Raw genomic sequence first — 24,631 nt, 5'->3', positions numbered from 1 at the left:
TGGCTGGTGTGTCGGGCACGTTGTTGGGTCCTGAGGGAACGGCCGTCATGGTCGTTGCTTCAGTGATGCCGGTCTCATGTGCGGCAGCCTGCTTGCGGGTTGTCGGGTATGAGGGACTGGTCGTTGTTTGAGAACTGCACAGTGGACGCGAGCATCTGTGGCCAAGTTTTTAAGGGCGCACGGTGGATGCCTTGGCACCAGGAACCGATGAAGGACGTGGGAGGCCACGATAGTCCCCGGGGAGCCGTCAACCAGGCTTTGATCCGGGGGTTTCCGAATGGGGAAACCCGGCAGTCGTCATGGGCTGTCACCCATACCTGAACACATAGGGTATGTGGAGGGAACGCGGGGAAGTGAAACATCTCAGTACCCGCAGGAAGAGAAAACAACCGTGATTCCGGGAGTAGTGGCGAGCGAAACCGGATGAGGCTAAACCGTGATGGTGTGAGACCCGGCAGGGGTTGCCATCACGGGGTCGTGGGATTTTTCTTGACCGGTCTGCCGGCCGGTCGGCGAGTCAGAAACCGTATGGATAGCCGAAGGACATGCGAAAGGTCCGGCGTAGAGGGTAAGACCCCCGTAGGCGAAATCTGTACGGCTCGTTTGAGAAACTCCCAAGTAGCACGGGGCCCGAGAAATCCCGTGTGAATCTGGCGGGACCACCCGCTAAGCCTAAATATTCCCTGGTGACCGATAGCGGATAGTACCGTGAGGGAATGGTGAAAAGTACCGCGGGAGCGGAGTGAAATAGTACCTGAAACCGTGTGCCTACAAGCCGTGGGAGCGTCGGACATGCAGCTTGCTGTGTGTCTCGTGACTGCGTGCCTTTTGAAGAATGAGCCTGCGAGTTTGCGGTGTGTAGCGAGGTTAACCCGTGTGGGGTAGCCGTAGCGAAAGCGAGTCCGAACAGGGCGATAGAGTTGCATGCCCAAGACCCGAAGCGGAGTGATCTAGCCATGGGCAGGTTGAAGCGGAGGTAAGACTTCGTGGAGGACCGAACCCACCAGGGTTGAAAACCTGGGGGATGACCTGTGGTTAGGGGTGAAAGGCCAATCAAACTCCGTGATAGCTGGTTCTCCCCGAAATGCATTTAGGTGCAGCGTCACGTGTTTCTTGCCGGAGGTAGAGCACTGGATAGGCGATGGGCCTCACCGGGTTACTGACCTTAGCCAAACTCCGAATGCCGGTAAGTGAGAGCGTGGCAGTGAGACTGTGGGGGATAAGCTCCATGGTCGAGAGGGAAACAGCCCAGAACACCGACTAAGGTCCCTAAGCGTGTGCTAAGTGGGAAAGGATGTGGAGTCGCAGAGACAACCAGGAGGTTGGCTTAGAAGCAGCCACCCTTGAAAGAGTGCGTAATAGCTCACTGGTCAAGTGATTCCGCGCCGACAATGTAGCGGGGCTCAAGCACATCACCGAAGTCGTGTCATTGCAGCATATAGGGCCAACGCCTGCTGTGATGGGTAGGGGAGCGTCGTGTGCCGGGTGAAGCGGCGGTGGAAACCAGTCGTGGACGGTATACGAGTGAGAATGCAGGCATGAGTAGCGATACAAGAGTGGGAAACTCTTGCGCCGATTGACCAAGGGTTCCTGGGTCAAGCTGATCTGCCCAGGGTAAGTCGGGACCTAAGGCGAGGCCGACAGGCGTAGTCGATGGACAACGGGTTGATATTCCCGTACCCGCTTTGAAGCGCCAACGCTGAACCAGGTGATGCTAAAGCCGTGAAGCCGGCCCGGAGTCTTCGGACAATGGGACGTGGTGGAGCCGCTGAACCAAGTCTGTACTAGGTGAGCGATGGGGTGACGCAGGAAGGTAGTCCAGCCCGGGCGGTGGTTGTCCCGGGGTAAGGGTGTAGGCCGAGTGATAGGCAAATCCGTCACTCATTGAGGCTGAGACCTGATGCCGAGCCGATTGTGGTGAAGTGGATGATCCTATGCTGTCGAGAAAAGCCTCTAGCGAGTTTCATGGCGGCCCGTACCCCAAACCGACTCAGGTGGTCAGGTAGAGAATACCGAGGCGTTCGGGTGAACTATGGTTAAGGAACTCGGCAAAATGCCCCCGTAACTTCGGGAGAAGGGGGGCCATTCCTGGTGACGGCACTTGCTGCCAGAGCTGGGGGTGGCCGCAGAGACCAGCGAGAAGCGACTGTTTACTAAAAACACAGGTCCGTGCGAAGCCGTAAGGCGATGTATACGGACTGACGCCTGCCCGGTGCTGGAACGTTAAGGGGACCGGTTAGCTCTGATTCGTCGGGGCGAAGCTGAGAACTTAAGCGCCAGTAAACGGCGGTGGTAACTATAACCATCCTAAGGTAGCGAAATTCCTTGTCGGGTAAGTTCCGACCTGCACGAATGGCGTAACGACTTCTCGACTGTCTCAACCATAGGCCCGGTGAAATTGCATTACGAGTAAAGATGCTCGTTTCGCGCAGCAGGACGGAAAGACCCCGGGACCTTTACTATAGCTTGATATTGGTGTTCGGTTCGGCTTGTGTAGGATAGGTGGGAGACTTTGAAGCCGTGACGCCAGTCATGGTGGAGTCGTCGTTGAAATACCACTCTGGTCGTGCTGGATGTCTAACCTGGGTCCGTGATCCGGATCAGGGACAGTGTCTGGTGGGTAGTTTAACTGGGGCGGTTGCCTCCTAAAGAGTAACGGAGGCGCCCAAAGGTTCCCTCAGCCTGGTTGGCAATCAGGTGTTGAGTGTAAGTGCACAAGGGAGCTTGACTGTGAGACTGACGGGTCGAGCAGGGACGAAAGTCGGGACTAGTGATCCGGCGGTGGCTTGTGGAAGCGCCGTCGCTCAACGGATAAAAGGTACCCCGGGGATAACAGGCTGATCTTCCCCAAGAGTCCATATCGACGGGATGGTTTGGCACCTCGATGTCGGCTCGTCGCATCCTGGGGCTGGAGTAGGTCCCAAGGGTTGGGCTGTTCGCCCATTAAAGCGGTACGCGAGCTGGGTTTAGAACGTCGTGAGACAGTTCGGTCCCTATCCGCTGTGCGCGTAGGAGTGTTGAGAAGGGCTGTCCCTAGTACGAGAGGACCGGGACGGACGAACCTCTGGTGTGCCAGTTGTCCTGCCAAGGGCATGGCTGGTTGGCTACGTTCGGGAGGGATAACCGCTGAAAGCATCTAAGCGGGAAGCCTGCTTCGAGATGAGCACTCCCACCTCCTTGAGAGGGTAAGGCTCCCAGTAGACGACTGGGTTGATAGGCCGGATATGGAAGCCCTGTGAGGGGTGGAGTTGACCGGTACTAATAGGCCGAGGGCTTGTCCTCAGTTGCTCGCGTCCACTGTGTTGTTCTGAAACAACGACCCCCGGTTCCTGGCCAGGAACCGGGTGCGGTCGACAGTTTCATAGTGTTTCGGTGGTCATAGCGTGAGGGAAACGCCCGGTTACATTCCGAACCCGGAAGCTAAGCCTCACAGCGCCGATGGTACTGCAGGGGGGACCCTGTGGGAGAGTAGGACGCCGCCGAACAATCATTGTGAAGAACCCCCGTCGGGAAACCGGCGGGGGTTCTTTGCGTTGCGCCCGAATTGCTGTGCACAGCTTTCGCCGGCTCCCGGCCGATCCGGTCCCGCGGGGGCAGGGGCCCGCGCGGGGTGGACCTAGGACCACCCCGAATTCGGGTGGGACGGCCAGTGCCGACGGCACGGCCTCCGGGGACACTGGACGAGGAGGATCGGGGCCGGCCTGCGGCGTCGGCATCAGCAATCAGGAGTTGGCGTGGCAACAGAGAGTCGGATCAGCGGAGGCGGTGCCGTGCGAGCCCAGACCGAGGCAGCACTCGCCGCAGGCGGCCGCGGGCTGGCCCGGTTGTCCCTCCTGGTGCTCGGTGCGGTGCCGGTCGTGGTGGTGCCCGTGTTCGGGTGCTTCTTCGCCGGCGCGACGGCCGCCTGGCTGCTCGACGGCTACTACCCGGCGGTGTTCGTCGCACTGATCGCCGCCGTGGGCGCGGGTCTGGCGCTGGCCGGTCTGTTCGTTCGGCCGACCGCGACCCGGACGCGCGGGCAGCTCAACCGCTGGTACGGGACCAGGCTGCAGGCGGTGTACAGCCCCAGGCCGCCGCTGGAGGAGGACGCCCGCGGTCACTGGTGGACGGGCTGGTCCTACCACCGCTCCCACAACGTCGCCCGGCTCGCGCAGATACTCCACTGGGCCGCGAGGGACGCCGTGACGCGGCGCGAGATGCTCTGGCTGGTGGTGAGCCCCCTGCTGGCGACCGCGCTGGGACTGGTGGTGCTGGGCGTCCTGGGCGGTGGTGCGGCATTCCTGGTCGTCGCGGTGCGCGGCGACGGGCCGGTGGGTTCGCGCGGTGCCGCGACCGTGTTCCTCTCGGCCCTGCTCGGGCTCGGGATGCTCGCTCTGGGCACGCTGCTGGCCCCGTACGCGGTACGCGGGTACGCGGAGGTGGCCCGCCGGGTGCTGGACAAGGACGGTCGGACCTCGCACGCCCAGCTGACCCGGCGGGTCGCTGAGCTGACCGAGACCCGGGCCGACGCGGTCGGCACCCAGGCGGCCGAGCTGCGACGGATCGAGCGGGACCTGCACGACGGCGCCCAGGCGCGGCTGGTCGCGATCGGGATGACGCTGGGCACGATCGAGCACCTGATGGAGACCGATCCGGCGGCGGCGCGCGAGTTGCTGTCCGAGGCCCGGCAGTCCTCGGCGCGGGCGCTCCAGGAGCTGCGCGACCTGGTCCGGGGCATCCACCCGCCGGTGCTGGCGGAGCGCGGGCTGGGTGACGCGGTCCGCGCGCTCGCGCTGGACTGCGCGCTGCCGACCGAGGTGTACGTGAGCCTGCCGGACCGGCCGCCGGCGCCGGTGGAGGCCACGGCGTACTTCAGCATCTGCGAGCTGCTGGCCAACGCGGCCAAGCACTCGGGCGCGGAGCAGGTGTGGGTGGACATCCTGTACCGGGCCGGCCGGCTGCGGGTCACGGTGACGGACGACGGGATGGGGGTCGCGGATCCCACCAGGGGGACCGGGCTTCGGGGGATCGAGCGGCGATTGGGTACCTTCGACGGTGTCCTCGCCATCGACAGTACGTCGGGCGGTCCGACCACCATCACCCTGGAGCTGCCGTGCGAGTTGTCCTCGCCGAGGACCTTTACCTCCTTCGAGAAGGTCTGATCCGACTGCTGGAGGCGCACGGTTTCACGATCGCCGCAGCGGTCGAGACCGGTCCGGAGCTGCAGGAGGCTCTGCTGACGCACCGTCCGGACGTCGCGGTGGTCGACGTCCGGCTGCCGCCGACCCTGACCGACGAGGGGCTCCAGGCGGCGCTCAGGGCCCGTCGGGAGATTCCCGGCCTGCCGGTGCTGGTGCTGTCCCAGCACGTCCAGCAGCTCTACGCGCGGGAGTTGCTGGCGGACGGCACGGGCGGGATCGGGTACCTGCTGAAGGACCGGGTCTTCAACGCCGACCAGTTCATCGACGCGGTCCGCCGGGTGGCGGCCGGCGGTACGGCGATGGACCCGGACGTCATCGCCAAGCTGATGCAGAGCACCTCGCGCCGTTCGGGGCCGTTGCAGCGGCTGTCGCCGCGCGAACGGGAGGTGCTGGAGCTGATGGCGGAGGGGTGTTCGAACTCGGCGATCGCCGCCCGGCTGTCGGTGAGCGACGGCGCGGTGGCCAAGCACATCGCCAACATCTTCACCAAGCTCGAACTCGCCCCGGCCGAGGACGCGAACCGCCGGGTCATGGCGGTGCTGGCCTACCTCAACGGCACGGCGGCGCAGCCGTCCTGACCGGACGCCCGTTCCCCGGCTCCGCGGGGCGGGGAGCCGGGGAACGGCGGTGGCCGGTCGCGGTGACGGTGCGGGCTGCGGGAACGCTGGGACAGGTGTACGAGTAAACTCCGGTGGGCCGAGCCCGGAGGTCGCTCAGCCGTCCGGCGCCCCGACAAGCGGGAACCGGCAGCCGAGGCAGCGAACGGCCGCAGCCGACATCCAGGGGTTGATAGACGTAATGGCACGCCCATCGCTCACCAAGGCCCACCGCAGCCTGCTCGGCCTGGTGGCCGCCGGTGCCTGCATCATCTCCGGTATCGGCTTCGCCGGCTCGTACAACGCGGTGCGGGAGCTGGCCGAGCAGAAGGGCTTCGGCGCCTTCTCCTACGCGTTCCCGATCGGCGTGGACGCGGGCATCGTGGTCCTGCTCGCGCTGGACCTGGTGCTCACCTGGCTGCGCATACCCTTCCCGGCGCTGCGGCAGACCGCCTGGCTGCTGACCGTCGCGACGATCGCCTTCAACGCGGCCGCCTCCTGGGGCGACCCGCTCGGGATGGGCATGCACGCCGTCATCCCGCTGCTGTTCGTCGTCGTGGTCGAGGCCTCCCGGCACGCGGTCGGGCGGATCGCGGCGATCACCGCGGACCGGCACATGGAGTCGGTCCGGATGATGCGCTGGCTGCTCTCGCCGGTGCCCACCTTCCGGCTCTGGCGGCGGATGAAGCTCTGGGAGCTGCGCTCCTACGACGAGGTCGTACGGCTGGAGCAGAACCGGCTGGTCTACCGGGCCCAGCTGCGGTTCCGCTACGGCCGCGGCTGGCGCCGGTCGGCGCCGATCCAGGCGCTGCTGCCGCTCAAGCTGGCCAAGTACGGGGTGCCGCTGGACCCGTCGGTGTTCGACCGGATGGACGAGGACGCCCGGGTGGCCCGGGAGGAGAAGGAGGCCCGCGAGGTCGAGGCGGCGGCCAGGGCCGAGGCGGCCCTCGCCGCGCAGGAGGCCCGCGCGCTGCAGGAGAGCCGTGCGGCGGCGGCTCTGGTGCCGGCCGGGCAGTCCGCGCGGGCCGGGGTCGAGGGGCAGGACGCCGCACGGCAGCAGCAGCCGGTCCGGGTCGACCGTTCCGTCCAGGCCGTTCCGCGGGCGCAGGGCCCGGCGCAGAGCCGGCCGCAGCCGCTGCCGCAGTCCCAGGGGCCGGTCCGCCCGGAGCCGGAGGCGGAGCCGTTGGGCCAGCCCGAGCCCGCTCCCGCCGAGGTGCTCGCCAAGCTCGCCGCCGTGCGGCTGCGGGACGCCCAGGAGCCGGCCGGCGGGGCGCAGCAGGCCCCGGTGCCGCAGGAGGAGGAGCTGAACGTCTGGACCGAGCGGGCCGTGCGGACCACCGGGCACCCCAGCGACGCCGCGCCGGGCGGGCGGGTGCCCGGCCAGGTCTCGCCGTGGTTCAAGCCGCCGCGCCCGACCGACCCCGAGCAGCCGGAGGCCGCGGAGCAGCAGGCCGCCGTTGGCGGTGCCGGTGCCGGGTACGTGGCGCTTCCCTCGGCGGAGGAGGGCTTCGCCGAGCGGGGCGAGGCCGAGCAGGGCTTCGCCGAGCGGGCTCACGCGGATCAGGCTCACGCGGATCAGGCTCACGCGGAGCAGGGCTACGCCGAGGCCGCGGAGCAGGCGCCGGAGTTCGTCGAGCGCGCGCAGCGCCCGATCGGTCCCGCGCCGCGCCCGGGCTCGTACCGGCTCGACCCCGAGCAGGCGTTCGAGGCGCTGGTGAGCTACATCGACACCTTCGAGCACGAGCCGGACCCGCAGCGGCTGGCCGCCTGGCTGACCAAGAAGTACGGCGTGGTCGGCAGCCGTCCCGACGGTTCGGTCCACCCCAAGGACGTCGAGGCGCTCTACCCGGAGCTGCGGGACCGCTACGCCACCTCCGGCCGGGACTGACCCGGGCCCGCGGCCGTGGCGCCCGCGGCGCCGGCCGGCCATTGACGCCCGTTCCCGGCCCGTCTACCTTCGCATCAACAAACTGTTGAAGCGCTGGCCTGGCACGGGCCCCGCGCGCATGCTTGCGTGAGGAGTGACGGATGTCGCAGGTCGAGACGGGCGCTACCGGGCCGACGGGCGGGGCGGGATTCTCCGCCGCCGCCAGGTCCGCCGTGGACGCGCTGCTGGCGCCGGTCGACGCCGAGCTGGCCCACCGCTTCCCGGGCGACCCGGGCACCCGCCAGCCGGTCCACACCGTTTACGTGCCGGCCGACGCCTTTGCCGCCGACACCGTGCGGACCTGGGGCCGGCAGGCACTGGAGGCCTTCGACACCCACGCCGGCACCCCCGCAGAGCTCGCCCGCGCGCTCGGCGTGGCGGACGACGGGCTGCTCGCCGAGGTGCACCGCCGGGTCCGGGCCAAGCTGGAGCGCGAGCCGGTCGAGGACCTGCGGATCGACTTCGAGGACGGCTACGGCCCGCGGCCCGACGCGGAGGAGGACGCGGCGGCGGTCCGGGCCGCCGAACTGCTCGCCGCCGCGGTCGCCGACGGCAGCGCTCCGCCGTACCTCGGCATCCGGATCAAGTGCCTGGAGGCGGCCGTCCGGGACCGCGGCATCCGCACCCTGGAGCTGTTCCTCGGCACCCTGCTGGCGCACGGCGGACTGCCCGACGGGCTGGTGCTCACCCTGCCCAAGGTGACCTACGCCGAGCAGGTCACCGCACTGGCCGGGCTGCTGGCGGACTTCGAGCGCGGCGCCGGGCTGCCGGCGGGCCGGCTCCGTTTCGAGATCCAGATCGAGACCACCCAGGCGATCCTCGGCCCGGACGGCCGGGCCACCGTCGCCCGGATGATAGCGGCGGCCGAGGGGCGGGCCACCGGTCTGCACTACGGCACCTTCGACTACAGCGCTGCCTGCGGGGTCGCCGCCGCCCACCAGAGCATGGACCACCCGGCCGCCGACCACGCCAAGGCGGTGATGCAGGTCGCGGCCGCCGGGACCGGGGTGCGGCTCTCCGACGGTTCCACCAATGTGATCCCGACCGGTACCACCGCCCAGGTGCACGCGGCGTGGAAGCTCCACCACGATCTGGTCCGCCGTTCGCTCGCCCGTGCCTACTACCAGGGCTGGGACATGCACCCGGCGCACCTGCCGACCCGCTACGTCGCCGTCTACTCCTTCTACCGGGAGGGCCTGGCCCCCGCCGCCGCCCGGCTGGCCGCGTACGTGGCCAAGGCGGGCGGGGACGTCATGGACGAGCCGGCGACCGCCCGGGCGCTCAGCGGCTACCTGCTGCGCGGGCTCGACTGCGGTGCGGTCGACCTGGCCGAGGTGCAGGCGGCGACCGGTCTGGACCGGTCCCGGCTGGACGCGCTCGCGGGCCGCGGCTGAGCGCCGCCCGGCCGCCCGCCCCTCGGGGCCGGTCGGTGGGGCACGCCGTAGGCTGACGGGGCGGTCCGCGGGCGAGCTGTCGTCCCGCCCGGGCCGCACCGTCCGCCCCTCGTCGCCTCCGGGAGAACCGCCGCGCCATGCCCGCCACACCGGAGCCGACCCCCAGGCCGTACCTGACCGTCCGGAGCGCGGGCACCCACGAGATCGAGATCAAGAAGTCCCGGTTCATCTGCCACCTCGCCCGGGTCGCCGACGAGGACGAGGCCCAGGCGTTCATCGCGGGCATCCGCAAGCAGTACTGGGACGCCCGGCACAACTGCACCGCCTTCGTGGTCGGCGAGGAGCAGCGCCGCGAACGCTCCAGCGACGACGGCGAGCCGGGCGGGACGGCGGGCGTGCCGATGCTGGAGGTGCTGCGCCGGCGCGGGGTGACCGACACGGTGGCGGTGGTGACCCGCTACTTCGGTGGCATCAAGCTCGGTGCCGGCGGCCTGGTGCGTGCCTACGGGAGCGCGGTGTCGGAGGCGCTGGACGAGCTGGGGCTGCTGGAGCGGCGGCCGGTCGCGCTGCTCGCGGTGACGGTCGACCACGCCCGGGCCGGGCGGGTGGAGAACGACCTGCGGGCGGCCGGATTCACGGTCCGCGACCTGGCGTACGAGGCGTCCGGGGTGCGGATCGAGGTGGGGGTGCCGGAACCGGAGGTCGCGGCGTTCCACACCTGGCTGGCCGAGGCGACCGGCGGGACGGCGACCGGGGTGGCGGCGGGCCGGACCCACGTCGAGGTGCCGGTCTGATCGGACGGCGTCCGCGCGGCCGGTCCCGGGACGGGGCCGGGAGCCATGCAGATTCTCGCCCCGCGCGACAGCCGGCTCGAGCAGATTCACCCGAATGTAGTGACGTGGCCCGGAGTTGGAACTTCCGCTCCGGGCCATGGCGTTTCCTGGGCACAGGTCCGGCGAACCGGACCAAAGACCCATCGATGGAGGACACGGGACCCCACCGCCCCACGGAGGTATGCGCATGACCTCGGAACGTTCCTCGTCGCCGCCCGCCCGAGCCGGACTCCCCGGCCCCGGAGGCCCTGCGGCGCCCTACCGGATGACCGTCACCACCGCCCTCCCGTACGCCGACGCCCTCGCCCTGGCCGACCAGCACCTCGCCGCCTGGCTGAAACGCGAGGGGTGCGAGGAACCCCCGCCCGCGCTGCTCGGGCCGCCGCCCGCGCCGTCCACCGCGCTGTCGGCCGCGCCGCCCGCCCCGCGCGACCCGGCCGCGCCGCTCCGGGCCGGGGCCGCCTCCCCCTACGCCGAGCGGTTCCGGCTCGGTGACCGGGTCCTGCTGGACCGCGACGGGGGTCCGCTCCCGGCCGGTCCCGGTGGCCCGAGCAGCCCCGGGGAGCCGGCCGGTCCGAGCGGTCCGAGCGGTCCCGGGGGCCGCTACGACCGCCGCCGGGTCCGCACCCCCGCCCCGCACGGCACCGACCACCTGACCCTCACCCTGGCGGCCGGGCCCACCGGCCCGACCTGGCTCCGGCTGGAGGCCGCCACCCGCACCACCGACAGCGCCGTACGGACACCCGGCCGGGTACCGGTCCCCGAACCGGTCCGCACCCTGCTGCCGCTGCTGGACGCCGCCGACGGCCCGGCCGCCGTGCTCGCCGCGCCCCGGATGCTCACCGCGGCCGAGGTCGACGGCCTGGTCGACGAGCTCTGCGACCCGGACCGCCGGATGCCCGCCGTGGTGGCCAGCGTCCCGGCCGGCCTCGACGCCGGAGCATGGCTCGCCGGAACGGTCGCCCCGCTCTGCGAGCACCTGCCGGGACTCGCCACCCTGTACGTCCTGGACGCCGAGGCGCGCACCAGGTTCAACGTCGCCCTGGAGTTCCACGCCGTCTACGGCGGGGCGGTCCGCACCTATCTGCCCGAGGTCGACCCGGCCTCCCGGCGGGACGGCCGCCGGCACCCGGTGCTGGCCCGCCACCGGATCGAGGAGGACCCGCGGCGCGCGGCCGTCCTGCTGTCCCGCGAACCGCGCCGGCTCGCCGCCGAACGGACGGCGCCGGCGACACTGGCGGCCGTGCCCCCGCCGCGGGTGCCGGCCGCGGTGCCCGTGCTCGCGGCTCCGGTGGCCGTCCCCGCCGACCGGACGGACCGGTCGGCCGAGCACGAGCGGGGCACCCGCCCGGGCCACGCCCCGTATCCCGCCCACCCCGCGCGTCACGAGGGCCGCCGGGAGCGCCGTCGCGAGCGGCCCCAGCCGAAGGCCCTCACGGCGGGCGGCCCGCTTCCCGGCCGGACGGCCGGCCCGGCGGCGGGGCGCGGATCCGCCGGTCGGCTCTGCACCGCATCCGGCGCCGGAGCGGTGCCGGCCCCGGCGACGCTGATGCTCCCGGCCCCACCGGCCCCGCCCCGGCCCGTGCTGCCCGTTCCCGCCCGTCGGGCCGGGCGGCGGCGCACCGGACCGGCCGGCGGCCACGGCGGGATCCCGCTCACCTTCACCGAGCTGATGGACCGGCTCGGCGAGTTCCCGCTGCTCACCTTCACCGGCGACCAGAAGGCCGCGCTCGCCCTCGACGAGCTGCGCTGCGCCGGAGGGGGCTGGGCCCGGCTCACCTGGGACGGTCTGACCGCGCTCCAGGAGTACGCCGAGGCGGCGGTCCGCGGCCGGGCGGGCGGCGACTTCAAGCAGTGGTGCGAACGGACCCCGGCCGGCTGCCACCGCTTCCCGCCCCGCAAGGCGGTGCGCGGCGAGTCGCGCACCGTGTACAGCCACGCCAAGTGGAAGCGCGAGCGGATGCTCCCGGTGCCGGAGTGCGTGGACGCGTCCAGACGCGCCTTCATGGGGGCGCACCTGCGGATCGGCGGCGGCCGCACCGCACCCCGGCTGCACTACCTGGACGACTGTTCGGGCAGTGGCCGGATCTATGTCGGCTACATCGGACTGCACCTGACCAACACCCGGACCAACTGAGAGGCTTGGCTGACCGGTGCGCCCGTTCGGTGGACAATGTCCGGAAGCGGGGCGGACCCCCGGTTCGCCGCCGAGGGCTGCCGACCGCCCCGGGCAGGCGCCGGACGAGCATGGGGGAACGACCACCGATGCAGTACTCAGCAGACGGCCAGTCCGACGGTGCTGTCACGGCCCCCCAACCGGGCTTCCTCGCCTCCGTGTTCCGCGACCTCGGGGTGGAGGAGCCGGTCGTGGACGACCCGTCCGGCCGCCCCCCGGACGCCGCGGGCGGGCCGTCGTCCCCGGGGCGGCCGGCCCCCGAACCACTCGGCGCGGGCGGCGACGAGGAGGTCGCCGCCCACGCCAGGGCGGCCGCGCTCACCCACCACCGCACGCTCACCGTCCAGGCCGAGCACGAGCGGCTGGCCGACCTGCTCCGGCGCTCCGCCCTGCCGGTCTCGGCCATGGACTTCGAGAGCCAGCTGCGCCACTACGAACCGCGCCCCTATCCGGACGGCGCGCCGCCCGCGGCGGCCGGCCCGGACCCGGAGCCGCGCTGGGAGGACTACGCGCCCGCCGAACCGCCGGCGGCCGACCCCGACGGACCCCCGGTCCGCCGACTGCTCGACTCCGACTACCAGCGCGGACTGGCCAAGGCCCGGCTGACCCACCAGCGGGCCCTGCGCGAGTGGCGCACCCGGCAGGCCGAGGCCGACAGCCCCGCCGCCGACGAGTCCCGGCGCGCCCACGACGAGACCGAGCAGGCCCGGGCCCGGGCGGTGCGCGAGTACAACGACTCCCTGGAGGAGTGCCGCCGGGCCTACCGGCAGGCCGAGCCGGCCGCCGTCGAGTCCCTGCTGGAACGGGCCCTCGCCGCCGCCGAGACCAACACCCGGGACCTGCCCGCGCCCTGCCGCGCCGTCTACCGGCCGCTGACCCGCACCGCCGTGCTGGACCTCGACCTGCCGCCGCTGGACGTCGTGCCCTCGCTGACCGGTTACCGGCTCGCCCCGGACGGGGAGGCACTCCCGGTGCCGCGCCCGCCGGCCGACCGGGCCTCCGACTATCTGCGGCTGGTCGCCCGACTGGCCCTGCGCGCACTGCAGGCCGCCGACGCCGTCGACACCGACGAGATCCTCGCCGGCGTCGTGCTCAACGGCTGGCTGCGCGAGTCCGGCGACGCCGGGCCGCTCTGCCTGGTGAGCGTCGACGCGGACCGCGACGCGCTGGCCCGCACCAGGCTGCTGCCGCCCACCGACCCCGAGGACGAGCCCGACGGGGAGGGTGTCTACGCGGACGCCGAGCAGGACGAGGCACTGGTCCGGCTGCGCCAGCTCGACGCCGCCGTCAGCCCCGACCCGTACGGCCGGGCGGGCGTCGAACCGGCCGCGCGGGCGGCGGCCACCGTCCCGGCGGCGCCGGACCTCTCGGCGAACGAGTTCGCCCAGCTGGTCCGCGAGCTGCTCACCCGGGGCGGGCTCGGGCAGTGGAGCGTACGGCTGCGCGGCCCGGTCGGGCTGGTGGCCACCGGTGAGGGGCCGGTCGGCAGCGCGCTGCCCGGCCGCTGGGTGGTGTGGGCGTCCCGGGGCGAGGGCGCGGTGGGGGAGGAGGAGATCCGGACCCTGGCGGAGGCGGTGCGCGAGGAGTCGGCCGAACGCGGGCTGCGGCTGACCACCGGCCGTTTCACCGACGGGGCGCTCGACCTCACCGCCGAGGACGGGCACCGGCACATCCACCTGGTCGACGGCGACGGCGTCCGCGAGCTGACGCACACCCATCTCGGACTGTCGCTCGCCGCCGGACACTGAGTCGCGCGGGCCCGGACACCGAGCCGCGCGGGCCCGGACACGGGGCGACCGCGGAGGCGGCCGGGACCGGCCCGCGTCCCGACGGGGTCCGGGAGGCCGGGAATCCACTACGGTGGTCGGCCCGGAGCGGGTACCGTCGGCCGGCCCCGACGGCCTCACCCGTCGGCCTCACCCCGACGGCTTGCCCGGCGGGCGACGGCGCGCGGGGTGTCCGACGCTGGGGGACACGGCCGGCCGGCACCGGCCGAAGGCCGGCCCGGGGACGGGCGGGACACGGGGGAGACGAGTGAACGGACGGACCGTCACGGTGGAGCAGCGGTGACCGCGGTCCTGGTGGCCGCGGGGGCGTTCCTGATGACGCTGATCGGCGGCTGGGTCGCCCAGCGCACCGGCGACCGCCGGCACCTGGTGCTCGGCTTCGCCGCCGGGCTGATGCTCGGGGTGGTCGCCTTCGACCTCCTCCCGGAGGCGCTGCACCAGGCGCCCGAGGAGGTCCACGGGGTGCCGCAGGCGCTGCTGATGTTCGCCGCCGGCTTCCTCACCATCCACATCGTCGAGCGGGCGGTCGCGATCCACCGCGGCCACGAGGAGGAGTACGCCGAGCACAGTCACGGCCAGCACCACAGCCACGGCCGTCCGTCCGAGCAGGGGCGGTCGCCCGACCAGGACCGGGGCCACCACCACGGCCACGCCCACGGTCGCTCCCGGCAGGACGCCGAAAGGCACCAGGGAGTGGGACTGACGGCCGCGATGGCACTGGTCGGCCACAGCGTCATGGACGGCTTCGCGATCGGCGCGGCCTTCCAGGCGGGGACGACGGTCGGCACGGTGGTGGCGATCGCGGTGGTCGCGCACGACTTCGCCGACGGCTTCAACACGTACACGATCACCCGGCTCTACGGGAACAACAAGCGGCGGGCGCTGGCCCTGCTGGCGGCCGACGCGCTGGCGCCGGTCACCGGTGCCGCGATCACCCTGCTGTTCACCATCTCCGAGCACCTGCTCGGGCTGTACCTGGGGTTCTTCGCCGGATTCCTGCTCTATCTGGCGACCTCCGACATCCTCCCCGAGGCACACAGTCCGCACCCCTCGCGCACCACCCTGCTCTGCACGCTCGCCGGGGTCGGCTTCATGTGGCTGGTGATCGGCTTCGCCTCCTGACGGCGGGCCGCGACGGGGTGGGCCGAGACGGGGCGGCCGGACGGGGGCGTCCGCCGGGCGTCGGGCCGGGACGTCCGCCGTCCGCCCGGGTCAGTCGCCCCGGGCGTCCCAGCGGGCCCGCATCGCGTCCAGCGCCTCGGTGATCGCCGGCCGCCGCGAGGCCTGGGAGCGCCAGAGCGCGAACACCCGCCGGGCCGGTTCCGGCGCCACCGTCCGGGCCACCACCTCCGGCGGCAGCGTGCCCCGGCCCAGCCTGGGCACCAGCCCGATGCCGAGACCGGCCCCGATCAGGGCGATCTGGGTCTCGAACTCGCCGACCCGGTAGTGCACGTCCGGCTCCTCGCCGGCCTCGCGCAGCGTCCGTACCAGCCAGTCGTGGCAGATGTTGCCCGGCGGCACGCTCGTCCAGCGCTGCCCGCGCAGCCGGCCCACCGGCACCACCGGGAGCTCCGCCAGCGGATGGCCGACCGGCAGCAGCAGATCCACCGGGTCCGGCCCGAGGTCCATCCGGTCGAGCCCCTCCTGCACCGGCAGCGGCACCGTCGGCCAGTCCTGGACGAGCGCCAGGTCGACCTCGCCGCGCGCCACCAGCTCGGCCGCCGGGTACGGGTCGCTCTCCAGCAGCCGCACGTCCAGCTCCGGGCAGCGCTCGCGCAGATCGGCCAGCACCCCCGGCATCAGTCCGCGCGCGCCGGTCGCGAAGGCGGCCACCAGCAGCCGTCCGACCGCCTGGCCGCGCTGCTCCTCCAGGCGCACCTCGGCCCGCTCCACCAGCCCCAGCACCGTCTGCGCCGTACCCGCCAGCTCGCGCGCCGCGTCGGTCAGCACCACGCCCCGGCCCTGCCGCTCCAGCAGCACCGTCCTGGTCTCCCGCTCCAGCTTGGCGATCTGCTGGGAGACGGCGGAGGGCGTGAAACCGAGGGCCGCGGCCGCCCCGCCGACCGAGCCGTGGACGGCCACCGCGTGCAGCGCCCGCAGGCGCCCCAGATCCATCATGCAGCAATGCTAAAGCGTTGCCTTCAGAACTCATCGCTGGTGCTGCACGGTCCCGGCGGCCATCCTCGTGCCATGAGCACCTCCCCGCAGGCCGCCCCGGGCGGCGGCAGCATGAGTCCGCGTCACATCGGCCTGGCCGTCCTGGTGGCCGCCGTCTGGGGCCTCAACTTCGTCCTCATCCACGTCGGGCTGCAGAACTTCCCGCCGCTGCTGTTCTGCGCCCTGCGGTTCGCGGTGGTCGCCGTTCCGGCGATCTTCTTCGTGGGACGGCCGAAGGTCGCCCTGCGCTGGGTGCTCGCGGTCGGGGTGGTGCTCGGGGTGGTCAAGTTCGGTCTGCTCTTCCTGGGCATGCACGCCGGGATGCCGGCCGGCCTCTCCTCGCTGGTGCTCCAGGGGCAGGCGGTGTTCACCGCGCTGTTCGCCGGCGCGCTGCTGGGCGAGCGTCCCGGTGCCCAGCGGCTCACCGGACTGGGTGTCGCCTTCGCGGGCATCGGGCTGAGCGCGCTCGACCACGGCCTCGGCGGGCCGCTGGGCGCCTTCGCCCTGGTCGTCCTGGCCGCGGCCGCCTGGGGGCTGTCCAACGTGCTGACCCGCAAGGCCGCCCCGCCGGACGCGCTGCGCTGGATGGTCTGGGTCAGCGCGGTGCCGCCGCTGCCGCTGCTCGGCCTCTCGCTGCTGGTCGAGGGCCCGGCGGCGGACCTGCGCGCGCTGCGCGGGATCGACCTCGCCGGGCTCGGCGCGATCGGCTACGTCGGGCTGGTCTCCACCCTGTTCGGCTTCGTCGCCTGGAGCTACCTGCTGCGCAGCTACGACGCCACCGCCGTGGCGCCCTACTCGCTGCTGGTGCCGGTGTTCGGGATGTCCTCGGCCTGGCTGCTGCTCGGCGAGTCGGTCGGCCCGGTGGCCGCCGTCGCCGCCCTGCTGGTGATCGCCGGGATCGGGATCACCGCGCTGCGCCCGGGGGCGGTGTCCGGCGCGGCGCGGCGGTGGGTGCGACGGTTGCCGCGTAGGCGGCCTCCGCGCTCCGCAGCGCTCGCAGCAGCGCGTCCTGGTCGGCGGGGCTGACCGCGCCGAAGTACTCCTGGGAGACCTCGTAGCGGACCTGGCCGATCCGCTCCACCGCCGAGCGGCCGGCCGGGGTCAGCAGGATCCGCACGGCCCGGCGGTCGGCCGGGTCCGGGGTCCGTTCCACCAGACCGGCCTCCTCCAGCGCGTCGACCACCGTGGTGGCCGAGCGGGGGGCGATGTGCAGCCGGTCGGCCAGGTCGCTGAGGCGCATCGCGCGGTCGGGGAGCTCGCAGCCCGGGGCGTGCGCGAGGGTGCGCAGGGCGCGACCCTGGCCGGGGGTGATGCCGTAGGGCTCCAGCCGCTCGCTGGTGAGCCGGCGGATCCGTTTGATCGCCCGGGTCATCGCGTCGGCCAGTTCGGCGGCGGTGTCCTGTTCGGTGCCGCCGGGTTCGGTGCCGCCCGGTGCGGGGGTGGCCGGTGCCGCGCTGCCCTGTTCGGCGCTGCCGGGGGTGCCGGGCGTGCCGCTGCCGGGGGAGGAGCCCGCCGCGTCGTCGGTCGGCGTGGTGGTCATGGGCGGCTCTCCTCGGCAGGTGTTCGACCAAGGGTATCGGCCGCTCCGGGGGCGCCCGGAAAAATGTTGAGTAAGACTCAGTATCTGGGTTAGCGTAGGCGACGAGTGAGGGCACCCTAAGTTCCCTCCCCTGATCCTGGAGGGCCCGTGCCCCGCTCCGAAGCCCGCGTCGCCACCGACCGTTCCGCCCGCTACGCCAAGCAGCTCGCCGCCCACATGGGCCGCAAGATCAAGGCCGACTGGTCCGAGGAGACCGGCCACGGCACCCTCGTCTTCGGTGCTGGCACCGCCACGCTGGAGGCCACCCCCGACGCGCTGCTGCTCGCCGTCGAGGGCGAGACCGAGAACCTGCCCGGACTGGAGGACGTCGTCGGCCGCCACCTGGTCCGCTTCGGCGCCCGCGACGAACTGGTCGTCGAGTGGCGCCGCGACAACGGCGAGGCCGGCCACGTCCACCGCAACGACGAGGAGCCGGCCGAGGGCTGATCCCCGGGCGGCGCGGCCCGGCGTCCACGGCCCGGGGCCCGGAGCCTCAGTGCTCCGGGCGCCTCTGCCGCGGCGACGGGCGGCCGGTGAGCGGCCACCGGGCCAGCGTCCACAGGACCAGGCCGCCCAGGCACCAGCTGGCCACCACGTCCAGCAGCCAGTGGTAGTCGCTCCACACCAGCCCCAGCCCGACGCCCACGGCCAGCAGCGTCGCCGCGGCGGCGAGCGCCCGCCGCCCGCGCGGCGCGGCCGTCCGCGCCAGCAGCAGGGCCGCCACCCCGTACCCGAGCGTGGCGGTCGCGGTGTGGCCGGACGGGTACCAGCCCCACTGGTCCGCCGCCAGCGGCAGCCCGAACGGGCCCGGCCGGGCGAACCAGGCCTTCGCCGGCACCACCAGCAGCGGAATCAGCCCGGCCGTCAGCACCGCCACCGGCACCGGCAGCCACCAGCGCGCGAATCCCGCCCGGAACTCCCGTCCGGCCGCGACCGCCCCGCCGAGCAGCAGCACCGGTACCGCCACCGAGCCGCCGCCCAGGTCGGAGAACGCCTTGCCGAGGTGGTTGAGCAGAGTGCTGTGCAGTGCGTGCCGGGTCTCCCGGACCGCGTGCCGGGCCCAGTGGTCCAGCTCCAGCAGCGGTCCGTCCACGGCGACCTGCCAGGACACCAGCAGGAGTGCCAGGACCAGGAGCGCCGGCACCACCGGCCGGGCCAGGACGCGAGGCAGCCGCCCCGGAGCAGGGGGGAGAGCTCCGGGGCGGCTCTGATGATCGCCGTTCCGTGCGTCCCGGGGGGTGTGGGCCGGACGGTCGGTCGATCGGCTTTCGGTGTGTACCGCCCCCGGGGGGACGGCCTGGTTGTCCTCGCGGCCCTCGCGCGCGGCCGCCCCCTGGGGCGACCTCGCGGACGGCTCCGCCCATGGCTGGGGCTCGCTGTCCATCTGTGATGACACTACGTCAAGGTCCTTGCACGGCCGAGGAGCTTCAGCGATTCCGCACACCATCTTCACCGTCCGCGCCGGAGGCATCACGCCGGGTTCGAAACCCAACGGCCCGCGGGGACGGAGGTCCCCGCGGGCCGTTCGGCGCTGTCCGGACATCCCTCCGGCGGGTCTTCGGGCGCGGCCCCGGGGCCGCGGGCCGGATCAGACGGTGGCGAAGGCGCCCTCGATGATGTCCAGGCCCTCGTTCAGCAGGTGCTCCGGCATGACCAGCGGCGGCAGGAAGCGCAGCACGTTGCCGTAGGTGCCAGCGGTCAGCACGACCAGGCCCTCGGCGTGGCAGGCCTTGGCGATGGCCGCGGTGGCCTCCGGGTTCGGCTCCTTGCCGCCCGGCTTCACCAGCTCGACGGCGATCATCGCGCCGCGGCCGCGGACCTCGCCGACGCGGACCCTGTCGGAGTCGGCGAACTTCTCCTGGATCGCCCGCAGGCGGCCCAGCATGATCTCGCCGATCCGCTGCGCCTTGCCGTTGAGGTCCAGCTCCTTCATGGTCTCGATGGAACCCAGCGCGGCCGCGCAGGCCACCGGGTTGCCGCCGTAGGTGCCGCCCAGGCCACCGGCGTGCGCGGCGTCCATGATCTCGGCGCGGCCGGTCACCGCGGCCAGCGGCAGACCGCCGGCGATGCCCTTGGCGGTGGTGATGAGGTCCGGGACGATGCCCTCGTCGTCACAGGCGAACCACTGGCCGGTGCGGCAGAAGCCGGTCTGGATCTCGTCCGCGACGAAGACGATGCCGTTGGCCTTCGCGTACTCGACGATGGCCGGCAGGAAGCCCTTGGCCGGCTCGATGAAGCCGCCCTCGCCCTGGATCGGCTCGATGACGATCGCGGCGACGTTCTCGGCGCCGATCTGCTTGTTGATGTTGTCGATCGCCTGCGCGGCGGCCTCGGCGGCGCAGTTCTCGGCACCGGTCAGCCAGCGGTAGGGGTAGGCCACCGGCACCCGGTGGACCTCGGGGGCGAACGGACCGAAGCCCTGCTTGTACGGCATGTTCTTCGCCGTCATGCCCATGGTGAGGTTGGTGCGGCCGTGGTAGCCGTGGTCGAACACCACGACGGCGGTGCGCTTGGTGTACGCGCGGGCGATCTTCACCGCGTTCTCGACCGCCTCGGCGCCCGAGTTGAACAGCGCGGTGCGCTTGTCGTGGTCGCCCGGGGTCAGCTCGTTGAGCTGCTCGGCGACGGCGACGTAGCCCTCGTACGGGGTCACCATGAAACAGGTGTGCGTGAAGGCGGCGAGCTGCTCGGAGGCCTTGGAGACCACGGCCTCGGCGCTGTTGCCGACGTTGGTCACGGCGATGCCGGAGCCGAAGTCGATCAGCGAGTTGCCGTCCACGTCCTCCAGCACGCCGCCGTTGGCGCGGGACACGTACACCGGCAGGGTGGTGCCGACGCCGGCCGCCACCGCACCCAGCTTGCGGGCCTGCAGCTCCTGCGACTTCGGACCGGGGATCGCGGTGACCAGGCGGCGCTCCTGCGGGAGCGGCGTTGCGGCGCTCATGGGTTTCTCCAGACTTCTCGGCTCGGTAGTTCGCAGGCTACGGGGGCGTTCCCCGGGCAGGCATGCGCCACTCGGTAGCACTGGGCCGTCCGACTTGTCCGGGGCGGCCAGCCCGGGCGGAGCCGTTACCGGGAGGCCCCGCTCCACTACATTGAGCGCGGGCGTGTCGCCGGGGCGGTGGCATGGGTATGGGCGGCACCGACGGCGGTCGGGCCGGCGGGCGAGGGAACGGGGCCGTAGATGGGACTGGACGGGGCACGCAGCCACGACGAGCGGACCACCGCCACCCCCCGCACTCCGATGCCGAACCCGCGCCCCCCGGCCCGGGTGCCCTTCGACCTCGCCGCCTGGGCCTCGGCCCCGCGCCCCGAGGCGGATCCGGGTGTGTTCCGCCAGGAGCACCGGCAGCTCGACCCCGACCGGGCCGAGGCCGCCAAGGTCCCCACCTGGCCGCTGCTGCTGCGGGCGGGGCTGAACGCGGTGGTGGGGTGGCTGGCGTACGTCTACGGCGTCGAGGTGGCCAAGTACGGGACGACGCTCATCGGCGTACTGCCCACACGTTCGGCGTTCGTCGCGATCTCGGTCGTCCTGACCCTCAATGTGCTGGTCGCCGGCATCGTCATCAAGGTCTTCGGCCGGATGGGCCGCTGGCCGGAGGTGTGGCGGAGGTACGCCCTGCCGCTGCTGTCGCGGACGGTCACGGAGGAGGCGCCGGCCACCGAGGAGGAGCAGTCGGAGGCGGCCCGGCAGCGGGATCCGTGGTCGGTGCTCCGGCAGGGCGGGGCCGCCGTCGCGGCCGGGCGGCTGGACGGCGAGGCGGTCGGGGACGTCGACTACGTGCGGATCCGGCGGGCCTGGGAGTCGGCCCAGGCCGATCCGGCCTTCCTGCCGGCCTTCGTCGAGCAGGTGTCGCTGCGCGGCGCCGCCGCGTTCGCGCACCCCTCGGAGGCGCGCGAGCTGCCGGGCCGGGCGGAGCGGCACGACCTGCTGCTGGGCCAGGTGCGGCTCGGCACCGCGCAGGACGTGCCCAAGAACCCGCTGTCCCACCGGTCGGCCGGCTTCGCGCTGGACCCGGTGGTGCTGGGCACCTCGCTGCTGGCCGTGGGCCCGGCCGGGACCGGCAAGACGGCGCGGCTGGCCCGCCCGGTGGCCGAGGCGCTGTGCCTGCAGGCGCTGGCCGGGACGGCGTGCGCGGTGGTGATCGGGGCGGCCGACGCCGACCTGGGGCCGGACGCCTGGTACGACGTGGTGATCGCCCCGGGCGACCCCGCGTCCCGCTACGGGCTCGACCTGTACGGCGCGGCCCAGGACCCGGACGAGGCGGCGGCCCGGCTGGCCGAGGCGCTGCTGCCGGACGAGCTGACGGCACGCGCCGAGACCGCCCGGACGGCCCTGCAGCAGATGGTCGGCCCGTTCCACGCCGCGTTCGGCCGCTACCCGGGCGTGCGCGAGCTGCGGGCGCTGCTCGCCGGTGAGCCGGAGTCGCTGGAGGCCCTGGTGAAGGGGCTGCGGGCGGCGGAGCGGCTGGGCTCCTTCGAGCGCGACCTCGCGCACCGGGAGCACCAGCGCGGCCGGGCGGACGACCCGGGGGCGCTGCTGGCGGACCGGCTGGCGCTGCTGGACCGGCCGGCCTTCGAGGGGGCGTTCACGACCGACGGCACCGGCCGGCCGCCGTTCGCGATGCGGGTGCTCGACCATCCGCTGCGGGTGCGGGTGAAGCTGCCGGAGCGCAGCCACCCGGAGGCGGCGCGGATGCTCTCGCGCCTGCTGGTGGGGCAGTTCGTGCAGGCTGCCGGGTCGCGCGGGGACCGCTCGCTGTTCGCGGGCCTGGTGGTGGACGACGCCTCGGCGGCGCTGGACGCCGGGATCGTGCGCGGTCTGCAGCGGCTGCGCGGGGCGAACGCCGGGGTGTTGCTGCTGCTGCGCACCCTGGTGGACCTGCCGGAGGCGCTGCGGGCGCCGCTGTTCGGGGCGGTGGGCTGCCGGGCGGCGTTCCCGGGCATCGCGCCGTGGGACGGGCGGCTGTTCTCGGAGGCCTGGGGCACCCATCTGGTCCGGGAGACGGCGGTCACGCTGGCCCCGGACACCTCGGGCGGGATCGTGCGGCGGGCCGGGCGGCTGGGGCGCAAGGCGCTGTCGGGGACGACGGCGCAGACGGAGTCGGTGACCACCCGGGAGGTGGAGCGGCTGCGCTGGTCGCCGTCGGACCTGGCGCACGCCCTGCCGGCGGGGCACGCGGTGGTCTCGCTGACGGCGGTGTCGGGGGAGCAGGTGCCGCCGCTGCTGGTGGACCTCCGGGGCTGAGACGGGCCGCCGAAGCTCGCCTTCGAGGTGGATTCGGCAGTGCCGGTTGTCCGGAGCGTCCATAATGAGAGGTAGGGGTTCCCCCTGGACTCCCGGCTCTCTCCCCGCCCGGCCGCAATGGCGCGGTCGCGTCGCTCCCCCGAAGGTGCCATGCCCCCCACACTTGCCTCCGTCGTCCGCAACACCTCGCTCCATCTGACGGTCCTCGCCGGTGCGGACCATTTGGAGCGGCCGGTCCGCTGGGTGCACACCAGTGAGCTGGACGACCCGACGCCCTTCCTCGAAGGTGGCGAGCTGCTGCTCACCACCGGTATCAAGCTGGGCCGCACGGCCGCCCGGCTGCAGGCCTACGTGCACCGGTTGGCCGACGCGGGGGTGGTCGGGCTGGGGCTCGGGGTGGGGCTGTCGCACACGGAGGTGCCGCAGCCGCTGGTGGACGCGGCGGCGCAGCGCGGGCTGCCGTTGCTGCGGGTGCCGGAGCCGACGCCGTTCATCGCGATCAGCAAGGTGGTGTCGGCGGCGCTGGCGGCCGAACAGTACGAGGCGGTGACGACCAGCTTCGAGGCGCAGGAGGAGCTGACCCGGGCCGCGCTGGGCAAGGACGGCACGACGGCGGTGGTGCGCCGACTGGCGGCCCGGCTGGGTGGTTGGGCGGCGCTGTACGACGGTTCGGGCGCGCTCTCGGTGGTGGCGCCGGACTGGGCGGCGCGGCGGGCGGGGCGGCTGGCGGCGGAGGTGGACCGGCTGCGGCGGCGTCCGGCGCCGTCGAGTGCCGCGCTGCAGGGCCGGGCGCCGGGGATAGACACGGCGGACGAGGACTACGTGGTGGTCCAGTCGCTGGGGGCGGACCGGCGGGCGCGCGGGTTCCTGGCGGTGGGCACCGAGGACCGGATCACGCCGACCGAGCGCTATGTGCTGAACGCGGCGGTGGCGCTGCTGACGCTGACCCTGGAGCGGTCGCGGGAGCTGCGGCAGGCCGAGGAGCGGATGGGCGCGGCGCTGCTGCGGATGGTGCTGGCCGGTGAGGTGGCGACGGCGCGGCAGGTGGCGGCGGGCCTGTTCGGCGGGCTGCCGGAGGGCACGGTCCGGGTGCTGGTGGCCGGGGCGGGCCAGGGGGTGGACGCCGGGGAGTCGCTGGGCGAGCTGGGCGACCGGGCCGAGCAGGCGGGATCCCGGGTCGGCGAGAAGCTGCTGGTGGCGCGGGAGGAAGGCACGCACGGGCCGCGGCTGATGGTGCTGGCGCTGGACAACGGCGCGGTGCACCGGGCGTGCCTGGGCGTGGTGGAGGAGCACGAGGGCCTCTCGCTGGGCATCTCGGCGCCGGCCGCGCTGGAGGACGCCGGGACGGCGTACGCGCAGGCGGAGCGGGCGCTGGCGGTGGCGCTGCGCGGTGGGCGCCGCTCGGTGGACCACGAGGAGGTCGGTGCGGGCTCGCTGCTGCCGCTGCTCGGGGAGGACGCCGTGACGGCCTTCGCCGAGGGGCTGCTGCGACCGTTGCGGGAGCACGACCGGACGGCGCGCGGCGATCTGGTGGCCTCGCTGCGGGCGTGGCTGTCGCGGCACGGGCAGTGGGACGCGGCGGCGGCCGATCTCGGGGTGCACCGGCACACTCTGCGGTACCGGATGCGGCGGGTCGAGGAGCTGCTGGGGCGGTCGCTGGACGACACGGACGTCCGGATGGAGCTCTGGCTCGCGCTGCGCTCGGGCGAGGAGTAGGCCCGGCCCTGCCGCCCTGCCGCCCTGCCGCCCTGCCG

General features: G+C 72.9%; 15 protein-coding genes, 2 rRNA genes and 1 pseudogene. 14 read left to right on the top strand and 4 right to left on the bottom strand.

The window, feature by feature from the left end; all coding sequences use genetic code 11:
- Positions 1–159 precede the first annotated feature (159 nt).
- From BLU95_RS14325 to BLU95_RS14280, 10 genes are all read left to right on the top strand, one after another.
- Positions 160–3,282, top strand: a 23S ribosomal RNA gene (locus BLU95_RS14325).
- Positions 3,283–3,368: 86 nt separating this feature from the next.
- Positions 3,369–3,485, top strand: a 5S ribosomal RNA gene (gene rrf / locus BLU95_RS14320).
- 285 nt (positions 3,486–3,770) lie between these two features.
- Positions 3,771–5,141, top strand: a complete 1,371-nt coding sequence (locus BLU95_RS14315; protein ID WP_231978566.1) for a sensor histidine kinase — start codon at positions 3,771–3,773, stop codon at positions 5,139–5,141.
- A complete protein-coding gene (locus BLU95_RS14310) occupies positions 5,093–5,758 on the top strand; it encodes a response regulator transcription factor (protein WP_093860353.1) in 666 nt (221 codons plus the stop codon). The genes BLU95_RS14315 and BLU95_RS14310 overlap by 49 nt, the downstream gene beginning before the upstream one ends.
- A 220-nt stretch (positions 5,759–5,978) precedes the next feature.
- Positions 5,979–7,664 carry a DUF2637 domain-containing protein gene (locus BLU95_RS14305; RefSeq protein WP_093860352.1) on the top strand — a complete coding sequence of 562 codons (1,686 nt, stop codon included), beginning with the start codon at positions 5,979–5,981 and terminating at the stop codon, positions 7,662–7,664.
- A 140-nt stretch (positions 7,665–7,804) separates the two neighbouring features.
- Complete coding sequence (locus BLU95_RS14300) at positions 7,805–9,097, top strand: DUF6986 family protein (protein WP_093860351.1); 1,293 nt, start codon at positions 7,805–7,807, stop codon at positions 9,095–9,097.
- Between the two features lie 137 nt (positions 9,098–9,234).
- Entirely contained in the window at positions 9,235–9,891 is a 657-nt protein-coding gene (locus BLU95_RS14295) for a YigZ family protein (RefSeq protein ID WP_093860350.1), read from the top strand.
- Between the two features lie 226 nt (positions 9,892–10,117).
- Positions 10,118–12,067 carry a hypothetical protein gene (locus BLU95_RS14290; protein ID WP_159424886.1) on the top strand — a complete coding sequence of 650 codons (1,950 nt, stop codon included), beginning with the start codon at positions 10,118–10,120 and terminating at the stop codon, positions 12,065–12,067.
- A gap of 128 nt (positions 12,068–12,195) precedes the next feature.
- Positions 12,196–13,854, top strand: coding sequence for a restriction endonuclease (locus BLU95_RS14285; RefSeq protein ID WP_093860348.1), 1,659 nt, complete (start codon positions 12,196–12,198; stop codon positions 13,852–13,854).
- 354 nt (positions 13,855–14,208) lie between these two features.
- A complete protein-coding gene (locus BLU95_RS14280; protein ID WP_093864876.1) occupies positions 14,209–15,015 on the top strand; it encodes a ZIP family metal transporter in 807 nt (268 codons plus the stop codon).
- Positions 15,016–15,105: 90 nt separating this feature from the next.
- On the opposite strand, the gene BLU95_RS14275 is transcribed toward BLU95_RS14280, so the two are convergent.
- Positions 15,106–16,011, bottom strand: a complete 906-nt coding sequence (locus tag BLU95_RS14275; protein WP_093860347.1) for a LysR family transcriptional regulator — start codon at positions 16,009–16,011, stop codon at positions 15,106–15,108.
- A 111-nt stretch (positions 16,012–16,122) separates the two neighbouring features.
- On the opposite strand from BLU95_RS14275, the gene BLU95_RS14270 reads away from it, so the two are divergent.
- A complete protein-coding gene (locus tag BLU95_RS14270; protein ID WP_231978761.1) occupies positions 16,123–17,076 on the top strand; it encodes an EamA family transporter in 954 nt (317 codons plus the stop codon).
- A 124-nt stretch (positions 17,077–17,200) separates the two neighbouring features.
- Here BLU95_RS14270 and BLU95_RS44080 read toward each other — a convergent pair.
- A pseudogene (locus tag BLU95_RS44080) lies at positions 17,201–17,422 on the bottom strand (MarR family winged helix-turn-helix transcriptional regulator); the annotation flags it as partial.
- Positions 17,423–17,737: 315 nt separating this feature from the next.
- On the opposite strand from BLU95_RS44080, the gene BLU95_RS14260 reads away from it, so the two are divergent.
- Positions 17,738–18,076 (top strand): DUF2218 domain-containing protein, encoded by a 339-nt coding sequence (locus tag BLU95_RS14260; RefSeq protein ID WP_093860346.1) that lies wholly within the window; start codon positions 17,738–17,740, stop codon positions 18,074–18,076.
- Between the two features lie 46 nt (positions 18,077–18,122).
- Here BLU95_RS14260 and BLU95_RS14255 read toward each other — a convergent pair whose 3' ends face one another.
- On the bottom strand, positions 18,123–18,776 hold the full coding sequence (locus BLU95_RS14255) for a phosphatase PAP2 family protein (protein ID WP_231978565.1): 654 nt from the start codon (positions 18,774–18,776) through the stop codon (positions 18,123–18,125).
- Between the two features lie 441 nt (positions 18,777–19,217).
- Entirely contained in the window at positions 19,218–20,573 is a 1,356-nt protein-coding gene (gene gabT, locus BLU95_RS14250; RefSeq protein ID WP_093860344.1) for a 4-aminobutyrate--2-oxoglutarate transaminase, read from the bottom strand.
- Positions 20,574–20,813: 240 nt separating this feature from the next.
- Between gabT and BLU95_RS14245 the strand changes: the two genes are divergently transcribed.
- Both BLU95_RS14245 and BLU95_RS14240 read left to right on the top strand, forming a co-directional pair.
- The gene (locus BLU95_RS14245) at positions 20,814–22,877 is read left to right on the top strand and encodes a hypothetical protein (RefSeq protein WP_093860343.1); all 2,064 of its coding nucleotides are present in this window, start codon (positions 20,814–20,816) and stop codon (positions 22,875–22,877) included.
- A gap of 150 nt (positions 22,878–23,027) precedes the next feature.
- Positions 23,028–24,593, top strand: coding sequence for a PucR family transcriptional regulator (locus BLU95_RS14240; RefSeq protein ID WP_093860342.1), 1,566 nt, complete (start codon positions 23,028–23,030; stop codon positions 24,591–24,593).
- Positions 24,594–24,631 lie beyond the last annotated feature (38 nt).

It is taken from the genome of Streptomyces sp. TLI_053 (assembly GCF_900105395.1).
Classification (GTDB): domain Bacteria; phylum Actinomycetota; class Actinomycetes; order Streptomycetales; family Streptomycetaceae; genus Kitasatospora.
Note: the sequence above shows the minus strand (reverse complement) of the source record. Positions and strands in the feature narration are given on the sequence as shown.

Coding starts and splice junctions, on each gene's coding strand:
- BLU95_RS14240 (WP_093860342.1), top strand. CDS start 23,028: ATGCCCCCCACACTTGCCTCCGTCGTCCGCAACACCTCGCTCCATCTG.
- BLU95_RS14295 (WP_093860350.1), top strand. CDS start 9,235: ATGCCCGCCACACCGGAGCCGACCCCCAGGCCGTACCTGACCGTCCGG.
- BLU95_RS14285 (WP_093860348.1), top strand. CDS start 12,196: ATGCAGTACTCAGCAGACGGCCAGTCCGACGGTGCTGTCACGGCCCCC.
- gabT (WP_093860344.1), bottom strand. CDS start 20,573: ATGAGCGCCGCAACGCCGCTCCCGCAGGAGCGCCGCCTGGTCACCGCG.
- BLU95_RS14290 (WP_159424886.1), top strand. CDS start 10,118: ATGACCTCGGAACGTTCCTCGTCGCCGCCCGCCCGAGCCGGACTCCCC.
- BLU95_RS14270 (WP_231978761.1), top strand. CDS start 16,123: ATGAGTCCGCGTCACATCGGCCTGGCCGTCCTGGTGGCCGCCGTCTGG.
- BLU95_RS14305 (WP_093860352.1), top strand. CDS start 5,979: ATGGCACGCCCATCGCTCACCAAGGCCCACCGCAGCCTGCTCGGCCTG.
- BLU95_RS14300 (WP_093860351.1), top strand. CDS start 7,805: ATGTCGCAGGTCGAGACGGGCGCTACCGGGCCGACGGGCGGGGCGGGA.
- BLU95_RS14280 (WP_093864876.1), top strand. CDS start 14,209: ATGACGCTGATCGGCGGCTGGGTCGCCCAGCGCACCGGCGACCGCCGG.
- BLU95_RS14275 (WP_093860347.1), bottom strand. CDS start 16,011: ATGATGGATCTGGGGCGCCTGCGGGCGCTGCACGCGGTGGCCGTCCAC.
- BLU95_RS14245 (WP_093860343.1), top strand. CDS start 20,814: ATGGGACTGGACGGGGCACGCAGCCACGACGAGCGGACCACCGCCACC.